At 77.1% G+C, this 16,743-nt stretch carries 4 protein-coding genes; 2 read left to right on the top strand and 2 right to left on the bottom strand.

Annotated features, from left to right (window positions below; all coding sequences use genetic code 11):
• Positions 1 to 133: 133 nt before the first annotated feature.
• Together ACH4SL_RS29700 and ACH4SL_RS29695 are read right to left on the bottom strand one after the other, a co-directional pair.
• Positions 134 to 7,207 (bottom strand): beta-ketoacyl synthase N-terminal-like domain-containing protein, encoded by a 7,074-nt coding sequence (locus tag ACH4SL_RS29700; protein WP_398451117.1) that lies wholly within the window; start codon positions 7,205 to 7,207, stop codon positions 134 to 136.
• A 13-nt stretch (positions 7,208 to 7,220) separates the two neighbouring features.
• On the bottom strand, positions 7,221 to 14,534 hold the full coding sequence (locus tag ACH4SL_RS29695) for a type I polyketide synthase (RefSeq protein ID WP_398451115.1): 7,314 nt from the start codon (positions 14,532 to 14,534) through the stop codon (positions 7,221 to 7,223).
• A 625-nt stretch (positions 14,535 to 15,159) separates the two neighbouring features.
• Here ACH4SL_RS29695 and ACH4SL_RS29690 point away from each other — a divergent pair.
• Both ACH4SL_RS29690 and ACH4SL_RS29685 read left to right on the top strand, forming a co-directional pair.
• Positions 15,160 to 15,924 carry a BTAD domain-containing putative transcriptional regulator gene (locus tag ACH4SL_RS29690; RefSeq protein ID WP_398451113.1) on the top strand — a complete coding sequence of 255 codons (765 nt, stop codon included), beginning with the start codon at positions 15,160 to 15,162 and terminating at the stop codon, positions 15,922 to 15,924.
• An 88-nt stretch (positions 15,925 to 16,012) separates the two neighbouring features.
• A complete protein-coding gene (locus ACH4SL_RS29685; RefSeq protein WP_398451111.1) occupies positions 16,013 to 16,723 on the top strand; it encodes a BTAD domain-containing putative transcriptional regulator in 711 nt (236 codons plus the stop codon).
• Positions 16,724 to 16,743 lie beyond the last annotated feature (20 nt).

Here is a 16,743-nt window from a genome sequence, read left to right as displayed (position 1 = left end):
CGCGGGGCGCCGTGCGTTTCGGTTCGGGGCCGCCCGGCGTGCTGCCGGGCGCGCAGGCCGTACGCGGGGGCGCCGTGCCCGCCGCCGAGGGGCGGGGGAGCGGCGCCCGTACCGGGCGGCGGGGGGACCGGGCTCATGACAGTCCGAGTTCCTTGTCGATGAAGTCGAAGACCTGGTCGGCCGTCGCGTCGTGCAGCCGCTCCGCCGCCCGCGCGCCGTTCGGCCCGGCGCCGCTCGCGGCCGCCGGGTGCGCGGCCGTCCACCGGGCGAGCAGCGCCTCCAGCCGCCGGGTGACCTTGTCGGGACCGCCGCCCGCCGGATCCGCGTCCGCCACCGCCTCCAGCGCCTTTTCGAGGTCGGCGAGGCTGCCGAGCGCGGGCCCGTACGCGTCCCGCGGCCCGGCGTCCCGCGCGCCGTCCGGCGCGAGGAGGGTGCGCAGGTGCTCGGCGAGCGCCTCGGCGGCCGGGTGGTCGAAGACGACGGTCGCGGGCAGCCGCGCACCGGTCGCAGCGGTGACGCGGTTGCGCAGCTCGACGGCGGTGAGCGAGTCGAAGCCCAGCTCCTTGAACGCCGCTTCCGCGGGCACCGCCGCCGGGTCGGAATGCCCCAGCACCGTGGCCGCGTGCTGCCGCACCAGGTCGGTGAGCAGCCGCCGCTGCTCGCCCGCGGCGAGCCCGGCCAGCCGCGCGGGCCAGTCCACCGGCCCCTGCCCGGCCGCCGCGGCGGGGCGGGCCGCCGGGGTGCCGGTGCGCGCACCGGCCCGCGCGGCGGCCGCGAGCGCGCGCAGCGGCGGTGGCAGCGCGGCGCCGGGCTGGGCGGCGAGCGCGGCGGTGTCCAGGCCGAGGGCGAGCAGCGCGGGCCCGCCCTGCCCGAGGGCGGCGTCGAAGAGGGCGAAGCCCTGCTCGGCGCTGTTCGGCGCGATGCCCTGCCGGGCGATGCGTGCCACGTCGGAGGCGGTGAGCCGCCCGGTGAGCCCGCTCGCGGCGGCCCACAGGCCCCACCCGACGGACACCGCGGGCAGGCCCGCGGCCTGCCGCCGCTCGGCGAGGGCGTCGCAGAAGGCGTTGGCCGCCGAGTAGTTGGCCTGCCCGGGGGTGCCGAGCACGGAGGCGAAGGAGGAGAAGAGGACGAACATGCCGAGCGGAATCCCCTCCGTCAGCGCGTGCAGATGCGCCGCGCCCGCGGCCTTCGCGGCCCACACCTCGGCGAGCCGCGCGCCGTCCTGCGAGGCCAGCATCGCGTCGGAGACGACGCCCGCGGCGTGCACCACGCCGGTGAGCGGGTGCGCCGGGTCGATGCCCGCCAGGGCCTTCCGCAGCGCCGCAGCGTCGCCCGCGTCCGCCGCGGCCACCTCGACCCGGGCGCCGAGCGCGGTCAGCCGGTCCGCCGGCCCGCCCGCGCCGGGGGCCGCGGGCCCGGACCTGCCGAGCAGCAGCAGATGCCGTACGCCGTGGGCCCGCACCAGGTGCTCGGCCACCAGGCCGCCCAGCGTGCCGGTGCCGCCGGTGACCAGCACCGTGCCGTCCGGGTCGAGCGGGGGCGGCACGTCCAGGACGAGCTTGCCGGTGTGCCGGGCCTCGGTCAGCTCGCGCAGCGCCTCCCGGATCCGGCCGAGCCGCCGCGCGGTGACGGGCGGCGGGGCGAGCGTGCCGGACGCGAACAGCCCGCCCAGGACGTCCAGCATCGCCGCGACGCGCTCCGGCCCCGCGTCCGCGACGAGGTCGAAGGCGCGGTATTCCACGCTGTGCTCCAGCGCGACCAGCTCCGGGTCGCGCACATCCGTCTTGCCCATCTCGACCAGCCGCCCGCCGGGCGAGAGCAGCCGCAGCGACGCGTCGGTCAGCTCGCCCGCGAGGCTGTTGAGGACGACGTCCACGCCCCGCCCGCCGGTCGCGGAGCCGAAGGCCTCCTCGAAGGCCGCGTCCCGCGACGACGCCCGGTGCGCCGCGTCGATCCCCATCGCGTCGAGCACCCCGTGCTTGCCGGGGCTCGCCGTCGCGAAGACCTCCGCGCCCAGGTGCCGGGCGATACGGACGGCGGCCGTGCCGACGCCGCCGGTCGCGCTGTGGATCAGCACCCGCTCGCCCGCGCCGAGCCCGGCCAGCTCCACCAGGCCGTACCACGCGGTGAGATACGCCACCGGGCTCGCGGCCGCGTCGCGGAAGTCCCATCCGGCGGGGACGGGCGCGAGCATCCGTGCGTCCGCGACCGCGACCGGGCCGAAGGCGTCGTCGAACAGGCCCATCACCCGGTCGCCGGGCGCCACCGACGTCACGTCCGGGGCGACCTCCCGCACCACGCCCGCGCCCTCGATGCCGAGCGCCGCCGCGGGGTCCGGGTACATCCCCAGGGCGATCAGCGCATCGCGGAAGTTGAGGCCCGCGGCCCGTACGGCGATCCGCACCTGCCCGGTCGCGAGCGGCGCAGACGCGCGCGGGCTCGGCGCCGCCGCCACGTCGTCCGGCCCGGTCCGCCCCGCCACCACCCGCCACCCGGACACACCGTCGGGCGCCGCCAACTCGGCTTCTGCGCCCGCCGGTTCGAGTCGCGGTACGAGGACGCGCCCGGCCCGTACGGCGATCTGCGGCTCACCCTCCCGCACCGCGGCGGCCAGCGCGTCCGGCAGCGGGGCACCGGATTCCGCCCCCGGGAGGTCGACGAGCAGGAAGCGGCCCGGGTGCTCCGACTGCGCACTGCGCACGAGCCCCCACACGGCGGCTGCCGCCGGGTCCACCGGCTCGCCCCCGCCCTCCGCCGCGACGGCGGACCGCGTCACCCACCCCAGCCGAATCCCCTCGAACGCCTCACCCGCGAGCCACTCCTGAGCGAGCGCCAGCGCGTCACAGGCGGCCGCCAGCCCCCGCCCGGCGTCGAAGGCGCCGTTCTCTTCCACCCCGGCACGGACGACGTCGGGGACGGCCGCCCCCCGGGCCGCCGCCAAAGCGCCGGGCCCGGCGTGTCCCCCGGCTTCCCCTGGCACCTCGGCATCGACGTGAGGGTCGGCCTCTGCCGAGTCCGTTGTCCGGAGCAAGGCGCCGGGCTCGGCGGCGCGTTCAGCTCCGGAGGACACCTCGGTCGCGGCAGTCCCGGCGTGTCGCCCGGCTTCCGCGGGCACCTCGGCCGGATCGGTGTGAGGGTCGGCTTCCGCCGATTCCGTTTCGGTTCCCGAGGGCGCCTCGGGCGCGGCCTCTCCCGAGCCCGTCGCCCGGGCGCGCGTGGCGGGTTCGGCGTGGCACCCGATGGCTCCTGCCGGGCCCGTCGCCTCGGCGTGCGCCGCGGAACCGGCGGGCTGATCGGCCCCCGCGGCTCCTGCCGGGCCCGTCGCCTCCGCCTGCGCGGTGGAACCGGCGGGCCGTTCGGCCCCCGTGTCCACCCCGGCAAGGACGATGTCCGGGGTCGCCGCTCCCGAGCTGATCGCGCGGGCCAGGTCGGCGAGGTCGGCGTGGCGGTCGGCTCCGGGCAGGGCGGGGAGGGTGTCGCCCAGTACCGCGAGCCGCAGGGGGGCGGGGGGCGCGGTGGCGGGCAGCGGCGCCCACCGTACGGCGAGCAGCCCGTCCGTGCCCGGTGTGCGGCTCGCGGCGCGCAGGTGCCCGGCGGCGGTCTCGCGCAGGGCGACCGCGTCCGCGCTCAGGACGGGCGCACCGGTGGCGTCGGCGATCAGTACCCGCAGTCCCTCCGGTCGCGGGGACAGCCGCACCCGTACGCGCGTCGCGCCGTCCGCCCACAGCCGCACGCCGCTCCACGCGAAGGGCAGCAGCACCGTGCCGTCCGCCGGGGAGGAGCCGAGGAGCACCGGTTGCATCGCCGCGTCCAGCAGCGCGGGGTGGACGCCGAAGCCGCCTGCCTGCTCGGCCGCGCTCTCCGGCAGTGCCACCTCCGCGAGCGTGTCCGCCCCGTCGCGCCACACCGCCCGCAGCCCGCGGAAGGTTTCCCCGTAGCCGTAACCGGCGGCCGCGGCACGCTCGTAGAAGTCCTCGACAGGGACCGGTTCGGCGTCCGGCGGGGGCCATGCGCCGTCCAGGCCCCGCGGTACGGGTCCGGGCTCCGCGGGCGCCAGCGTGCCCGTCACGTGGCAGGTCCAGGCCCCGCCGGGCTCCTCGCCGTCCGGCCGCGAGCAGACGCGTACGGCCCGGCGCCCGTCGTCGCCCGCGCCGTCGACCAGCACCTGCACCAGCAGCCCGCCTGTCTCCGGCAGCGCCACCGGCACCTGGAGCGCCAGCTCCTCGACGCCGCCGCAGCCCGCCTCGTCGGCGGCCCGCAGCAGCCACTCCACCAGCACCGCGCCCGGCACCAGTGGCAGCCCCGCGACCACGTGCTCCGCGAGCCACCCGGCGTGCGCGGCGGGCGCGAGCCGTCCCGCGAGCAGCAGCCCGCCGTCCGCGGTGTGCAGGGACACCGGCAGCAGCGCGTGCCCGCCCACGCCCCCGGCCGCGCCGCCCCCCGCGGTGGCGGGCGCGGCCGAGGGCAGCCAGTAGCGCTCGCGCTGGAAGGCGTACGCCGGCAGCGGCACCGCGCGCGGGGTCCGCCCGGCGGCCGTGAACCAGGGCGCCCAGTCGACGCCGACGCCCGCGGTGTGCGCCTCGGCCAGCGCCCGGCACAGCCGCTCGGGCCCGCCCTCGTCGCGGCGCAGCGTGCCCGTCGCGACGGCGGGCACGCCCGCCGCCTCGAAGCACTCCTGGAGGCCGGGCAGCAGCACGGGGTGCGGGCTGGCCTCGACGAAGACCCGGTAGCCGTCCGCGAGCAGCGCCTGCACGGTGTCCGCGAGACGCACCGGCTGCCGCAGGTTGGTGAACCAGTAGCCCGCGTCGAGTCGGGAGCCGTCCGTACGCGACGCGGTGACCGTCGAGTAGAAGGCGACGTCGCAGGCGGCGCCGGTCACCCCGGCCAGGGCGCCCGCCAGCTCCTCCGCGATGCCGTCCACCTGCGGCCCGTGCGAGGCGTAGTCGACGTCGATCGCCCGCGCCCGCAGGCCCGCCGCGGCAGCCGCCGCCACCAGGTCCGCGACCTGCCCGGGCGGCCCCGACACGACCGTGGACGACGGGCCGTTCTCCGCCGCGACCGCCACCTGCGGCGCGTGCTCGGCGGCCAGCTTCGCCGCTTCGGGCGCCCCGCAGCCGAGCGCGGCCATCGCGCCCTGCCCGGCCAGCGACCGCAGCGCCCGCGCGCGCAGCGCCACCACCCGGGCGCCGTCCTGGAGGGTCAGCGCGCCCGCGACGCAGGCTGCCGCGATCTCGCCCTGCGAGTGGCCCACCACGGTGGCCGGCACCACGCCGTACTCCGCCCAGACCGCCGCGAGCGACACCATCACCGCCCACAGCACGGGCTGCACCACGTCCACCCGCGACAGGTCCGCCGCGTCGCCCTCCCCGCGCAGCACGCCGGTCAGCGACCAGTCGACGTACGGGGAGAGGGCCTGCTCGCACTCGGCGACGCGGGCGGCGAACACCGGGGAGGAGGCGAGGAGTTCGACGCCCATGCCGAGCCACTGCGAGCCCTGGCCGGGGAAGACCAGCACGGGGCCGGGGCCCGTCCCGCCCGCCGTACCGCGGACGACCGCCGGGTCGGGGGCGCCCGCCGCGAGCGCGTCCAGGCCCGCGAGCAGGGCCGCGCGGTCGCCGCCCACGACGACCGCCCGGTGCTCGAACGCCGTGCGGCGCGTCGCGAGCGACCACCCGACATCGGCGGCGCCGCCCGCCGCGCCGTCCTCGGCCAGGAATTCCCGCAGCCGCGCGGCCTGCGCCCGCAGCGCCGCCTCCGTCCGGCCCGAGACCGGCCAGGGGACCACGGCGGGCTCCGCCCCGCCGTCCGGCTCGGGGGCGGCGTCCGGGGCCTGTTCGAGGACGATGTGCGCGTTGGTGCCGGACACGCCGAACGCCGACACGGCGGCCCTGCGCGGCCGCCCGGTGTCGGGCCACTCCCGCGGTCCGGTCAGCAGCCGGACCGTGCCGCCGCTCCAGTCGACGTGGTCGGTCGGCTCGTCGAGGTGCAGGGTCGGCGCGAGGGCGCCGTCGCGCAGCGCCATGACGGTGTTGATCGTGCCCGCGACACCCGCGGAGGCGTGCGTGTGGCCGATGTTGGACTTGATCGAGCCCAGCCACAGCGGGCGCCGCTCGGGCCGGTCCGCGCCGTAGGTGGCGATGAGCGCCTCGGCCTCGATCGGGTCGCCGAGCCTCGTGCCCGTGCCGTGCGCCTCGACCATGTCGACGTCCGCGCCCGACAGTCCCGCGCTCTCCAGCGCCCGCCGGATCACGTCCTCCTGCGCCAGGCCGTTCGGGGCGGTGAGACCGTTGCTCGCGCCGTCCTGGTTCACCGCCGAGCCGCGCAGCAGCGCCAGCACCTCGTGCCCGTTGCGGCGCGCGTCCGACAGCCGCTCCAGCACGAGCAGGCCCGAGCCCTCCGAGAAGCCGGTGCCGTCCGCCGCGGCGGCGAAGGGCTTGCAGCGGGCGTCCGGCGACAGCGCCCGCTGGCGGCAGAATTCGGTGAACATCAGCGGCGTCGACAGCACGGTCACCCCGCCCGCCAGCGCCAGCGAGCACTCACCCTGGCGCAGCGCCTGACCGGCCAGGTGGATCGCCACCATCGACGACGAGCACGCGGTGTCCACCGTCACCGCCGGGCCCTCGAAACCGAAGGTGTAGGCGACGCGCCCGGAGATCACGCTCGTCAGGCTGCCCGTCGTCGCGAAGCCCTCGAAGCCCTCGGGGATCCGCGGCAGGCCCGAGACGTAGTCCTCGCTCGACACGCCCACGTACACCCCGGTACGGGCGCCGCGCAGCGTGGCCGGCACGATCCCGGCGTGTTCCAGCGCCTCCCACGCCAGCTCCAGGACGACCCGCTGCTGCGGGTCCATCGCCAGCGCCTCACGCGGGCTGACGCCGAAGAAGCCCGCGTCGAAACGGTCGACGTCGTGCAGGAAGCCGCCCTGCGAGACGTAACTGGTCCCGAAATGGGCCGGGTCCGGGTGGTAGAGGCCCTCCAGCTGCCAGCCGCGGTCGGTCGGGAAGTCGCCGATCGCGTCGCCGCCGGAGCGGACGAAGCGCCGCAGCTCCTCCGGCGAGCGCACCCCGCCGGGGAAGCGGCACGCCATGCCGACGACCGCCACCGGCTCGTGCCGGCCCTGTTCCAGCTCCTGGAGCCGGGTCCGGGCGTCGTGCAGCTCGGTCGTCACCCGGCGCAGGTACTCGACCAGTTGCGCTTCGCTGACCATGCGTCACCTGCCTTCAGCGGGAGGAGTGCGGACGGGAGTGCGGGTCGGCGACGGTGCCGAGCTCGTTGTCGATGAAGGCCAGCAGCTCGTCGGCGGTCGCCGACGCCAGCCGGTCCGCCGCGTCCGGCGGCGGGGGCGGGGGCGGGGACTGCTCCGGCGGGGGCTCGTGCGGCGGCTGCTGCGGGGCCAGCCGCTCGTCGAGGAGCCGGGCCAGCCGCTCCGGCGTCGGGTGCCGGAAGACGACCGCGGCGGGCAGCCGCAGCCCGCTGTCGGCCACCAGGCGGTTGCGCAGCTCGACGGAGGTCATCGAGTCGAAGCCCAGTTCCTTGAAGGACGCGTCGGCGCGGATCGCCCCGGCGTCGGCGCGCCCGAGGACGGCCGCGGCGTGCCCGCGCACCAGCCCCAGCACGGTGTGGTGCCGCTCGGCCGCGGCCAGGCCCGCGAGCCGCCCCGCCCAGCCGCTGCCGCCGTCCGGCACCGGCGCCGCGGCGACCGGCCGCGACGGTACGGCACCGGGCGCCGCGGCGGCCCGCGCCCGCGGTGGGGCCGCCTCCCGCAGGCTCCGCGCCGTACGCGGGCGGAGCAGGACGGAGGCGGCGTCGAGGAGCGGGGCTCCCGCCGGGTCGGTCAGGGTGAGACGGAATTCGCGCCTGTCCGCGGGGGCTTCGGTGTCGCCGAGCGGTACGAGCCGGGCCCGGGCGGCGCGGGCGCCGGTCGCGTGCAGGCGGACCGGCCCCCATGCGAAGGGCAGCCACACCCGGTCGTCGGCGGTGTCCGGCCCCTGCGCCAGGAAGAGGCACTGCAGGGCGGCGTCCAGCAGCACCGGGTGGAGGGCGGTGGCGTCGGCCTCGGCCGGGTCGGGCAGCACGAGCTCCGCGGCAAGCGCGAGGCCCTCCCGCCACAGCGCCCGGACGGCGCGCAGCGCGGGGCCGTATCCGTAACCGCGCCGCTCGGCCTGCTCGTACGCGGAGGCGACGTCCACGGCCTGCACCCCGGTCGGCGGCCACGGCTCGGGGCGCGCGGCGACACGCTCCACGGGCCCGGCGTCGGGCTCCTGCCCGGCAGGGGCCAGCGAACCCTCGGCGTGCAGGGTCCATCCGCCGCCGCCCCGGCGCGAGGAGATGCGCAGCGCCTGGCGGCCCGCCGCGTCCGGCGCCGTCAGGGCGACCTGCGCGAGCACCGGGTCCGCGGGCCCCGCGGGTTCGAGCGGGGCGTGGAGCAGCAGCTCCTCCAGCGCGGCGCCGCCGGACCGGTCCGCGGCCAGCAGCGCCCACTCCACGAGCGCCGCGCCGGGCACGAGCCCGACCCCCGCCACCGTGTGGCCGTCCATCCACCCCGCGGGCAGCAGGCCGCTCAGCACGAGCCCGCCGTCGGCGAGTTCGACCGCCGAGGTCAGCAGCGGGTGCCCGGTGGGGCGGGCGCCCGCGCCGGACCCGGGCGGCGTCCGGCGCCCCTGGTCCGGCGCGAGCCAGTACCGCTGCCGCTGGAAGGGGTACGTCGGCAGCTCGACCGTCCGCGTGGGCCGCCCGTCGCTGTCGCCGCCGTCGAACCAGCGGGTCCAGTCGACCGCGAGCCCCGCCGTGTACGCGTCGCCGAGCGCGCGCGCCACCTGCCGCAGGCCGCCCTGGTCGCGGCGCAGCGTCGGCACGGTGGCGGCCGCGACGTCCGCCTCCTCGACGCATTCGCGCAGCGCCGGCAGCAGCACCGGATGCGGGCTGACCTCGATGAACACCCGGTGCCCCGCGGCCAGTAGGGCTTCGACCGCCGCGGTGAAGCGCACCGGCCGCCGGAGGTTGGTGAACCAGTAGTCCGCGTCGAGCGCGTCCGTGGGCTGCGGGGCGCCGGTGACGGACGAGTAGAAGGCCGGGCCCGAGGCGGTGGGGCGCAGCCCCGCCAGGTCGGCGCGGACCGTGTCCGCGAGCGCCTCGACCTGCGGGCCGTGCGAGGCGTAGTCGACGTCGATGGTCCGCGCCCGGCCGTCCGCCGCCTCGCACGCCGCGACGACGGCGGCGACCTGGTCGGGCGGCCCGGAAACGACCGTGGACGAGGGCCCGTTGAAGGCGGCCACCGTCACCCGGGCGGCAGCCGGGCCCAGTTCGGCGAGGAAACGCTCGGTCTGCGTACCGCCCAGGGCCAGCGAGGCCATCGCGCCCTGCCCGGCCAGCGCGCGCAGCGCCCGCGACCGCAGCGCCACGACCCGGGCGCCGTCCCGCAGCGACAGGCCCCCGGCGACGCAGGCCGCGGCGATCTCGCCCTGCGAGTGCCCGACGACAGCCGCGGGACGCACGCCGTGGTCGGCCCACACGGCGGCGAGCGACACCATCACCGCCCACAGGACGGGCTGGATGACGTCCACCCGGGAGATCCCGGCCGCGCCCGGCGCCCCGCGCAGCACGTCGGTCAGCGACCAGTCGGTGAAGTCGCCCAGCGCCTGGGCGCATTCGGTGATGCGGTCGGCGAAAACGGGTGAGGAGTCCAGGAGTTCGACGGCCATGCCGAGCCACTGCGAGCCCTGCCCGGGGAAGACCATGACCGGGCCCTCCGCCGCGGACACCGGCTCGGGGGCGGGGCCTTCCGCCACCGCCCGCAGCCCCGCGAGCAGTTCCTCGCGGTCGGCGCCGCAGACCACCGCCCGGCAGCGGTCCGCCGAACGCGTCGCGACGAGCGACCAGCCGATGTCGGCGGGGGAGTGCGCGCCGCCGGCGTGCGCGGCGAGGTTCGCGGCGTGGGCGCGCAGCGCCTCGGGGGTGCGGGCGGACAGCACCCAGGGGATGACGTCACCGGCCCGCACCGGCGCGGACTCCGGCTCGCCGGGCGCCTGTTCGAGGATGAGATGGGCGTTGGTGCCGGAGATGCCGAAGGAGGAGACGGCGGCGCGGCGGGGGCGTCCGGTGTCGGGCCAGTCGACGGCCTGCGTGAGGAGTTCGACGCCGCCGGACCATTCGACGTACGGGGTCGGTTCGTCGACATGGAGACTCGCGGGAAGGCGCCCGTGCCGCAGGGCCATGACCATCTTGACGACCCCGGCGACGCCCGCGGCTGCCTGTGTGTGGCCGATGTTGGACTTGACCGAGCCCAGGAGCAGGGGCCGCTCCCGCTCCCTGCCGTAGGCCGCGTGCAGCGCTTCCGCCTCGATCGGGTCGCCGAGCCGCGTGCCCGTGCCGTGGGCCTCCACGGCGTCGACGTCCTCCGGGCCGAGCCCCGCGTTCGCGAGCGCCTGCCGGACGACGCGCTGCTGGGAGGGGCCGTTGGGGGCGGCGATCCCGTTGCTGGCGCCGTCCTGGTTGACGGCGGAGCCGCGGACCACGGCAAGGACCTGGTGGCCGTTGCGCCGTGCGTCGGACAGCCGCTCCAGCAGGACGAGCCCGGCGCCCTCGCTCCACCCCGTCCCGTCCGCCGCGGCGGCGAAGGGCTTGCAGCGGCCGTCGGGGGCGAGGCCGCCCTGCCGGGAGAATTCCACGAACATCCCCGGTGTGGCCATCACCGTCACCCCGCCCGCGAGCGCGAGGTCGCACTCGCCCTCGCGCAGCGCCCGCGCGGCCAGGTGGATGGCCACCAGCGACGACGAGCACGCCGTGTCGACGGTGAGGGCGGGGCCCTGGAGCCCCAGCGCGTACGCCACCCGGCCCGAGACGACGCTCGGCGTGCTCCCGGTGAGCAGGTGCCCGCCGATGTCGGACGCGGCCTCGTACAGCCGGGGCCCGTAGTCGGCGGTGGTGGCGCCGACGAAGACGCCGGTCGCGCTGCCCTTCAGCGAGCCCGGCGCGATACCGGCCCGCTCCAGCAGGCCCCAGGAGAGTTCCAGGAGGATGCGCTGCTGCGGGTCCATCGCCAGGGCCTCGCGCGGGCTGACGCCGAAGAACTCCGCGTCGAAGTCGCCCGCCCCGGCCAGGAAGCCGCCCCGGCCCGTGGCGCTGTCGCCGTCGGCCACCTCCCAGCCCCGGTCGGCGGGGAAGTCCCCGACGGCGTCGGCGCCCTCGTCCACCAGCCGCCACAGCGCCTCGCCGGAGTCCACGCCGCCCGGGTAGCGGCAGTGCACGGCCACGATCGCGACGGCCTCCCCAGCCTCAGGACGGCGCGCCGCCTGGTCCGCGCCCTGCCGGCCGGTACGTCCGCTGTGCAGCCACGCCGCCAGGGCGCGGGGCGTCGGGTGGTCGAAGGTGGCGGTCGCCGCCACGGTGCCGCCGGTGGCGGCGGTGAGCCGCTCGGCCAGCTCGGTCGCGGCGAGCGAGTCGAAGCCCAGCTCCCGGAAGGTCAGTTCGGGGTCGACCCGCTCGGCCCCGTCGTGCCCCAGCACGAGCGCGGTCTGCGCCCGTACGAGCCCGAGCACGTCCCCGGCGGAGCCCCCGGAGGCGTCCTGCGCGGCCGCGCCGCCGTGGTGCGGTCCCGCGTCCCCGGCCGCCGCACGGCTGCCGTGGTGCGGTCCCGGGTCCTCGGACGCCGCGCCGCCGTTGTGGTCCGGCCCCGCGCTTCCGGACGCCGCGCCGTCGTCGTACGCCCCCGCGTCCCCGGACGCCGCGCCGCCGTCCCCGTACGCGCCCGCCTCCGACGCCGGTCCCGCCGCCTCAACCGGTTCACCCTCCAGGGCCGGCGCGCCCGGCACCCCCTCGGGCCAGTGGCGTATCCGCTGGAAGGCGTACGTCGGCAGGCTCGTCTGGCGCGGGGCGTGCGCGGCGAAGGCGGCCCGCCAGTCGACGTCGGCGCCGCGCACGTGCGCCTGGGCCATCGCCGTCGCGAAGGCCTCCGCCTCGGGGCGCCCGCGGCGCTGCGCCGCGACGGCGGCGGGGGCGGGCCCGTCGCCGGTGTGCGCGGCCGCGGTCTCGCGCGCCATGCCGGTGAGCGAGGCGTCGGGGCCGAGCTCGAGGAAGGTGGTCACGCCCGCGTCGCACAGGTGCCGGACGCCGTCCGCGAAGAGGACGGTGCGGCGGGCGTGGTCGGCCCAGTAGCCGGGGGAGCGCAACTGCTCGGCGGTGGCGGGGGCGCCGGTCACGTTCGAGACGACGGGGATCGCGGGCGGCGCGAAGTCCAGCCCCGCGGCGACCTCGCGCAACTCCTCCAGCACACCGTCCAGATGGGCGGAGTGGAAGGCGTGGCTGACCTTGAGCAGCGTGGCCTTGCGGCCGCGGTCCCGCCACGTCGCGGTCACCGCCGCCACCGCGTCGCGGTCGCCGGAGACGACCACGGACGAGGGCGCGTTGACGGCGGCGAGGCCGACCCGCCCGCCGCTGCCCGCGAGGGCGTCGAGGGCCTCCTCGGGGGTCGCCTGCCACGCGGCCATCGCCCCGTCCGCGGTGACGGACTGCATGAGCCGCCCGCGCGCGGCGACCAGCGCGCACGCGTCCGGCAGCGACAGCACCCCGGCCACGTGCGCGGCGGTGATCTCGCCGACCGAGTGGCCCAGCAGGTGGTCCGGCCGGAGGCCCCAGGACTCGACGAGGCGGAAGAGCGCCGTTTCGAACGCGAAAAGCGCGGGCTGCGTGAATTCCGTACGGTCCAGGGGCGAGCCGCCCGCGTCCCCGGAGGCCATGACGTCCAGCAGCCGCACCCCGAGCAGCGGGTCAAGGGCCGCGCACACCTCGCGCAGCGCCGCGCCGAAGACGGGGTGGGCGGCGGACAGTCCGGCGCCCATGCCGGGGCGCTGGCTGCCCTGGCCGCCGAAGAGGAAGGCGACGCCGCCCGCGCCGGCACGCCCGCGTACCAGGCCCGGCGCCTCCCGTCCGGCGGCCAGCGCGTCCAGCCGGGCGAGGAGTTCGTCCTCGTCCGCGCCGAGCACGACGGCCCGGTGCGGGAAGGCCGTCCGGGTGGCGGCGAGCGCGTGGCCGACGTCGACCGGGTGCGCGCCGGGGTGCGCCGCCAGGTGCCGGCGCAGCGCGGCGGCCTGGGCGGGCAGCGCCCGCGGGCTCGCCGCCGACAGGGCCCACGCGGTGATCGGCGGCGCGGTGCGGGCCCGCGCCGGGGCGGGCGCCGCGGGCGCGGGGGGTTCGGTGAGGACGACATGGCAGTTCGTGCCGCCCATGCCGAAGGAGCTGACACCCGCCGCGAGCGGGCGCCGCTCGTCGGGCCAGGGTCCGTACGCCGTCTGCACCCGCAGGCCCAGCTCGCCCAGCGGGATCGCCGGGTTGGGCGCGGTGAAGTGCAGGCTCGGCGGCAGCCGCCGGTGGCGGATGCTCAGCGCGGTCTTGAGCAGGCCCGCGATGCCCGCGGCGGCCTCCAGATGGCCCAGGTTGGTCTTCGCCGAGCCGACCCGCAGCGGCGCGCCGGCCGGGCGCCCGCCCAGCGCGGCGCCCAGCGCGGCGGCCTCGACCGGGTCGCCGACAGGTGTGCCGGTGCCGTGCAGTTCGACGTACTGCAGGTCGGCGGGCGCCACCGCGGCCCGCCGCCACGCCTCCCGCAGCACCTCCTCCTGCGCCCCGGGGTCGGGCCGGGTCAGCCCGTCCGTCGCCCCGTCGTTGTTGACGGCGCTGCCCGCGATCACGCAGTGCACCGGGTCGCCGTCCGCGAGCGCGGCGGCGAGCGGCTTGAGGAGCACCATGCCGCCGCCCTCGCCGCGGACGAACCCGTCCGCCCGCGCGTCGAAGGTGCGGCACCGGCCGCCGGGCGCGAAGCCGCGGAATTCCCCTTCGGCCGCCCGCATGCTCTCCGGCGCGAGGATGAGGTTGACGCCGCCCGCGAAGGCGAGGTCCGCCTCGCCGCGGCGCAGGCTCTCGCACGCCAGGTGCACCGCGACCAGCCCCGAGGACTGCGCCGTGTCCACCGTCATGCTGGGGCCGCGCAGCCCCAGCCGGTGCGAGATCCGGTTGGCGATGATGCCCCGCTGGAGGCCCGCCATGGAGTGCCGGCCCCTGCCGCCGGAAGCGCCCGTACCGCGGCCCCGCAAGAGCGTCGCGTAGTCGTCCCAGATCGCGCCGGTGTAGACGGCGGTGCGGCTGCCCGCGAGCGCCGCGGGCCGGATCCCCGCGTCCTCCGCGGCCTCCCAGGACAGTTCCAGCATCAGCCGCTGCTGCGGGTCCATCGCGACGGCCTCGCGCGGCGGGATACCGAAGAAGGCGGCGTCGAAGGTGTCGACGCGGTCCAGCAGCCCCACGGTCCAGGGCGCTGCCCCGGGCGCGGCCGGCAGCCGGGATCCCGGCACGGGCCCGACGGCGTCCCGGCCCTCCCGCAGCAGGGCCCAGAAGGCGTCGGGGCCGGGCGCGCCGGGCAGCCGGCAGGACATTCCCACGATCGCGACGGGCGCGGCCAGGGAGACGGCGGAAGGCCCGGGGAGAGGGGCGGAGGCGGCGGAAGCGGAGGGCGTCGCCGGTGCGAGGGCGGGGCGTGGGCCGGCCATGAAACCCCCATACATGAATCGCGGAATCACCTGTCATGCGCGCAGGACATGCCCGGAACGCCATTCATTCTCGGAGCGGCCCCTAAAGATGATCTAACCGCCGCCCGGCCGCGTGCGTTTCGGACGTTTACCCGCGGCCGGTCAGGCAAAATGGACATCACCCGTGCAAGCCGGGCAACCGGGCATCAGGTGTGCCGGTCCCGGACGCCCGCCGGGGAGTGGCGGAAAGCTGCCGGTACGCACTCGCGCAGGTCCGCCGGTGCGCCGCCGGTCCATGGCGCGGGCAAGGAAGTCCGCTCGTGGCAGGCGTGCCGGATGCCGGATTGGTCACCGCACGGCCAATTGGCTGTCGGTTGACCGACCCTCACACCGCGCTGCAAGGTGTAGCTATGATGCGGTGATGCTCCTTGCCACAAGCGAATGAATGGCCCTTCTCCCGCCCGACCGGCGCGTGAGAGCTACCCGCCAGGCGAAGTCCCGGCACTGTGGCCGGACTTGTGTCACCGGCTGGCGGATTCCCCTACGCTCGACAACAGGGTGATTCCCGAGTGTTAAAAAAACATATGGAAAACAGCATGTGTCCTTGCCCGGTCGGCGTATGTGCGCCGGCGGAAGGCGCGGTGCGATGAGGTACGAGATACTCGGCCCGCTGCGCCTGGCCGAAGGAGCGTCGACCCGGCTGGTCGGTGCCCGCAAGGTCGAGGTCCTGCTGGCGGCGCTGCTGGTGCGGGCCGGCGAGCCGGTGGGCAGCGACGACCTCGCCAAGGAGATCTGGGGCACCCGCGCGCCCCGCCAGACCCAGGCCGCCCTGCACGTCTACGTGTCCCAGTTGCGCAAGGCGCTGCGGCTGCCCGACCGGAGCGAGAGCCCGGTCGTGACCGCCCGTGGCGGCTACACGCTGCGGCTGGGCACCGACGAGCTGGACTTCGCCCTCTTCCAGGACCTGGTGCGCACCGGGCGCGCCGCCGAGGAGGACGGCCGGCTGCACGAGGCGTGCGAGGCCTACGAGGAGGGCCTCGGCCTCTGGCGCGGACCGGCCCTCGAGGAACTGCGCGACGGCGCCATCGTCAACGGATTCGCGTGCTGGGCCGAACAGGCCCGGCTGGACTGCACGGAGCGCTTCGTCGCGACCGGCCTGGAGCTGGGCCGGCACCGGGAATTCATCGGCTACCTCTACGCGCGGATAGAGGAACTCCCGCTGCACGAGTCCTTCTACCGTCGGCTCATGCTCGCGCTGTACCGTTCCGGTTGCAGAGCCGATGCGCTTGACGTCTACCGTTCGGCACGGACGGTACTCGTCGAGGAACTCGGACTGGAACCGTCCGCCGCTCTCCAGCAATTGCACCACGCCGTGCTCGTCGACGCCCCGGAACTGGCGGCGCCCCGGTGAGTGCCCGCACGTACTGAACGTCCGTCAGGTAAAACGGTCCGGACTTTACGGGGGTAACATGCGGTACGAGATACTGGGTCCTCTGCGGGTGGAAGACGAGCGGGGGAGTTCCCCGCTCGGCGCGCAGCGACTGGCGACCCTGCTGGCCGTCCTGCTCATCCGATCCGATCAGGTCGTCCCGGCGGAACAGATTTCCCGCGAACTGTGGGGTGAAACACCGCCGCACCGCACCACGGCCACCCTCTACGTCTGCATTTCCCGGCTCCGCAAGTTCCTGGACCGGCCGGGGCGGCGCAATCCCATCCTCACCCGGCCCGGCGGATACATGCTGTGCCGGGCCGCCAGCGAATGCGACGCCGACGCCTTCGAGCGGCTGATGGCGGCCGGCCGCAAGAACGCCAGGTCCGGGCAACCGGAAGCCGCCGCCGCGAGCTTCGACAGCGCCATACGGCTGTGGCGCGGCGCCGCGCTCGCCAACGTCCGGTCCGGGCCGCTCGTCACGGGCTTCCGCCGGCGGCTGGACGAGATGCGGATCGAGTGCTCCGAGATGTTCGCGCAGACCCGCCTCGACCTCGGCCGCCACGAGGAGGTCATCGCCCCGCTGAAGTCGCTCGTCACCGAATTCCCGCTGCGGGAGACCTTCTACCGGCAGCTGATGCTCGCGCTCTACCGCTCCGACCGGAAGTCCGAGGCCCTCGGCATCTACGACTCCGCGTGCCGGGTCCTCGACCGGGAGACCGGACTGGAGCCCGGCCGGGACCTCCGGCAGCTCCGGCACGCCGTCCTGGCCTCCCTGTGAGGCCGGCCGCGCCCGCCTCG

Source organism: Streptomyces sp. NPDC021020, assembly GCF_044333285.1.
In the GTDB taxonomy this organism is placed as follows: Bacteria; Actinomycetota; Actinomycetes; order Streptomycetales; family Streptomycetaceae; genus Actinacidiphila.
Note: the sequence above shows the minus strand (reverse complement) of the source record. Positions and strands in the feature narration are given on the sequence as shown.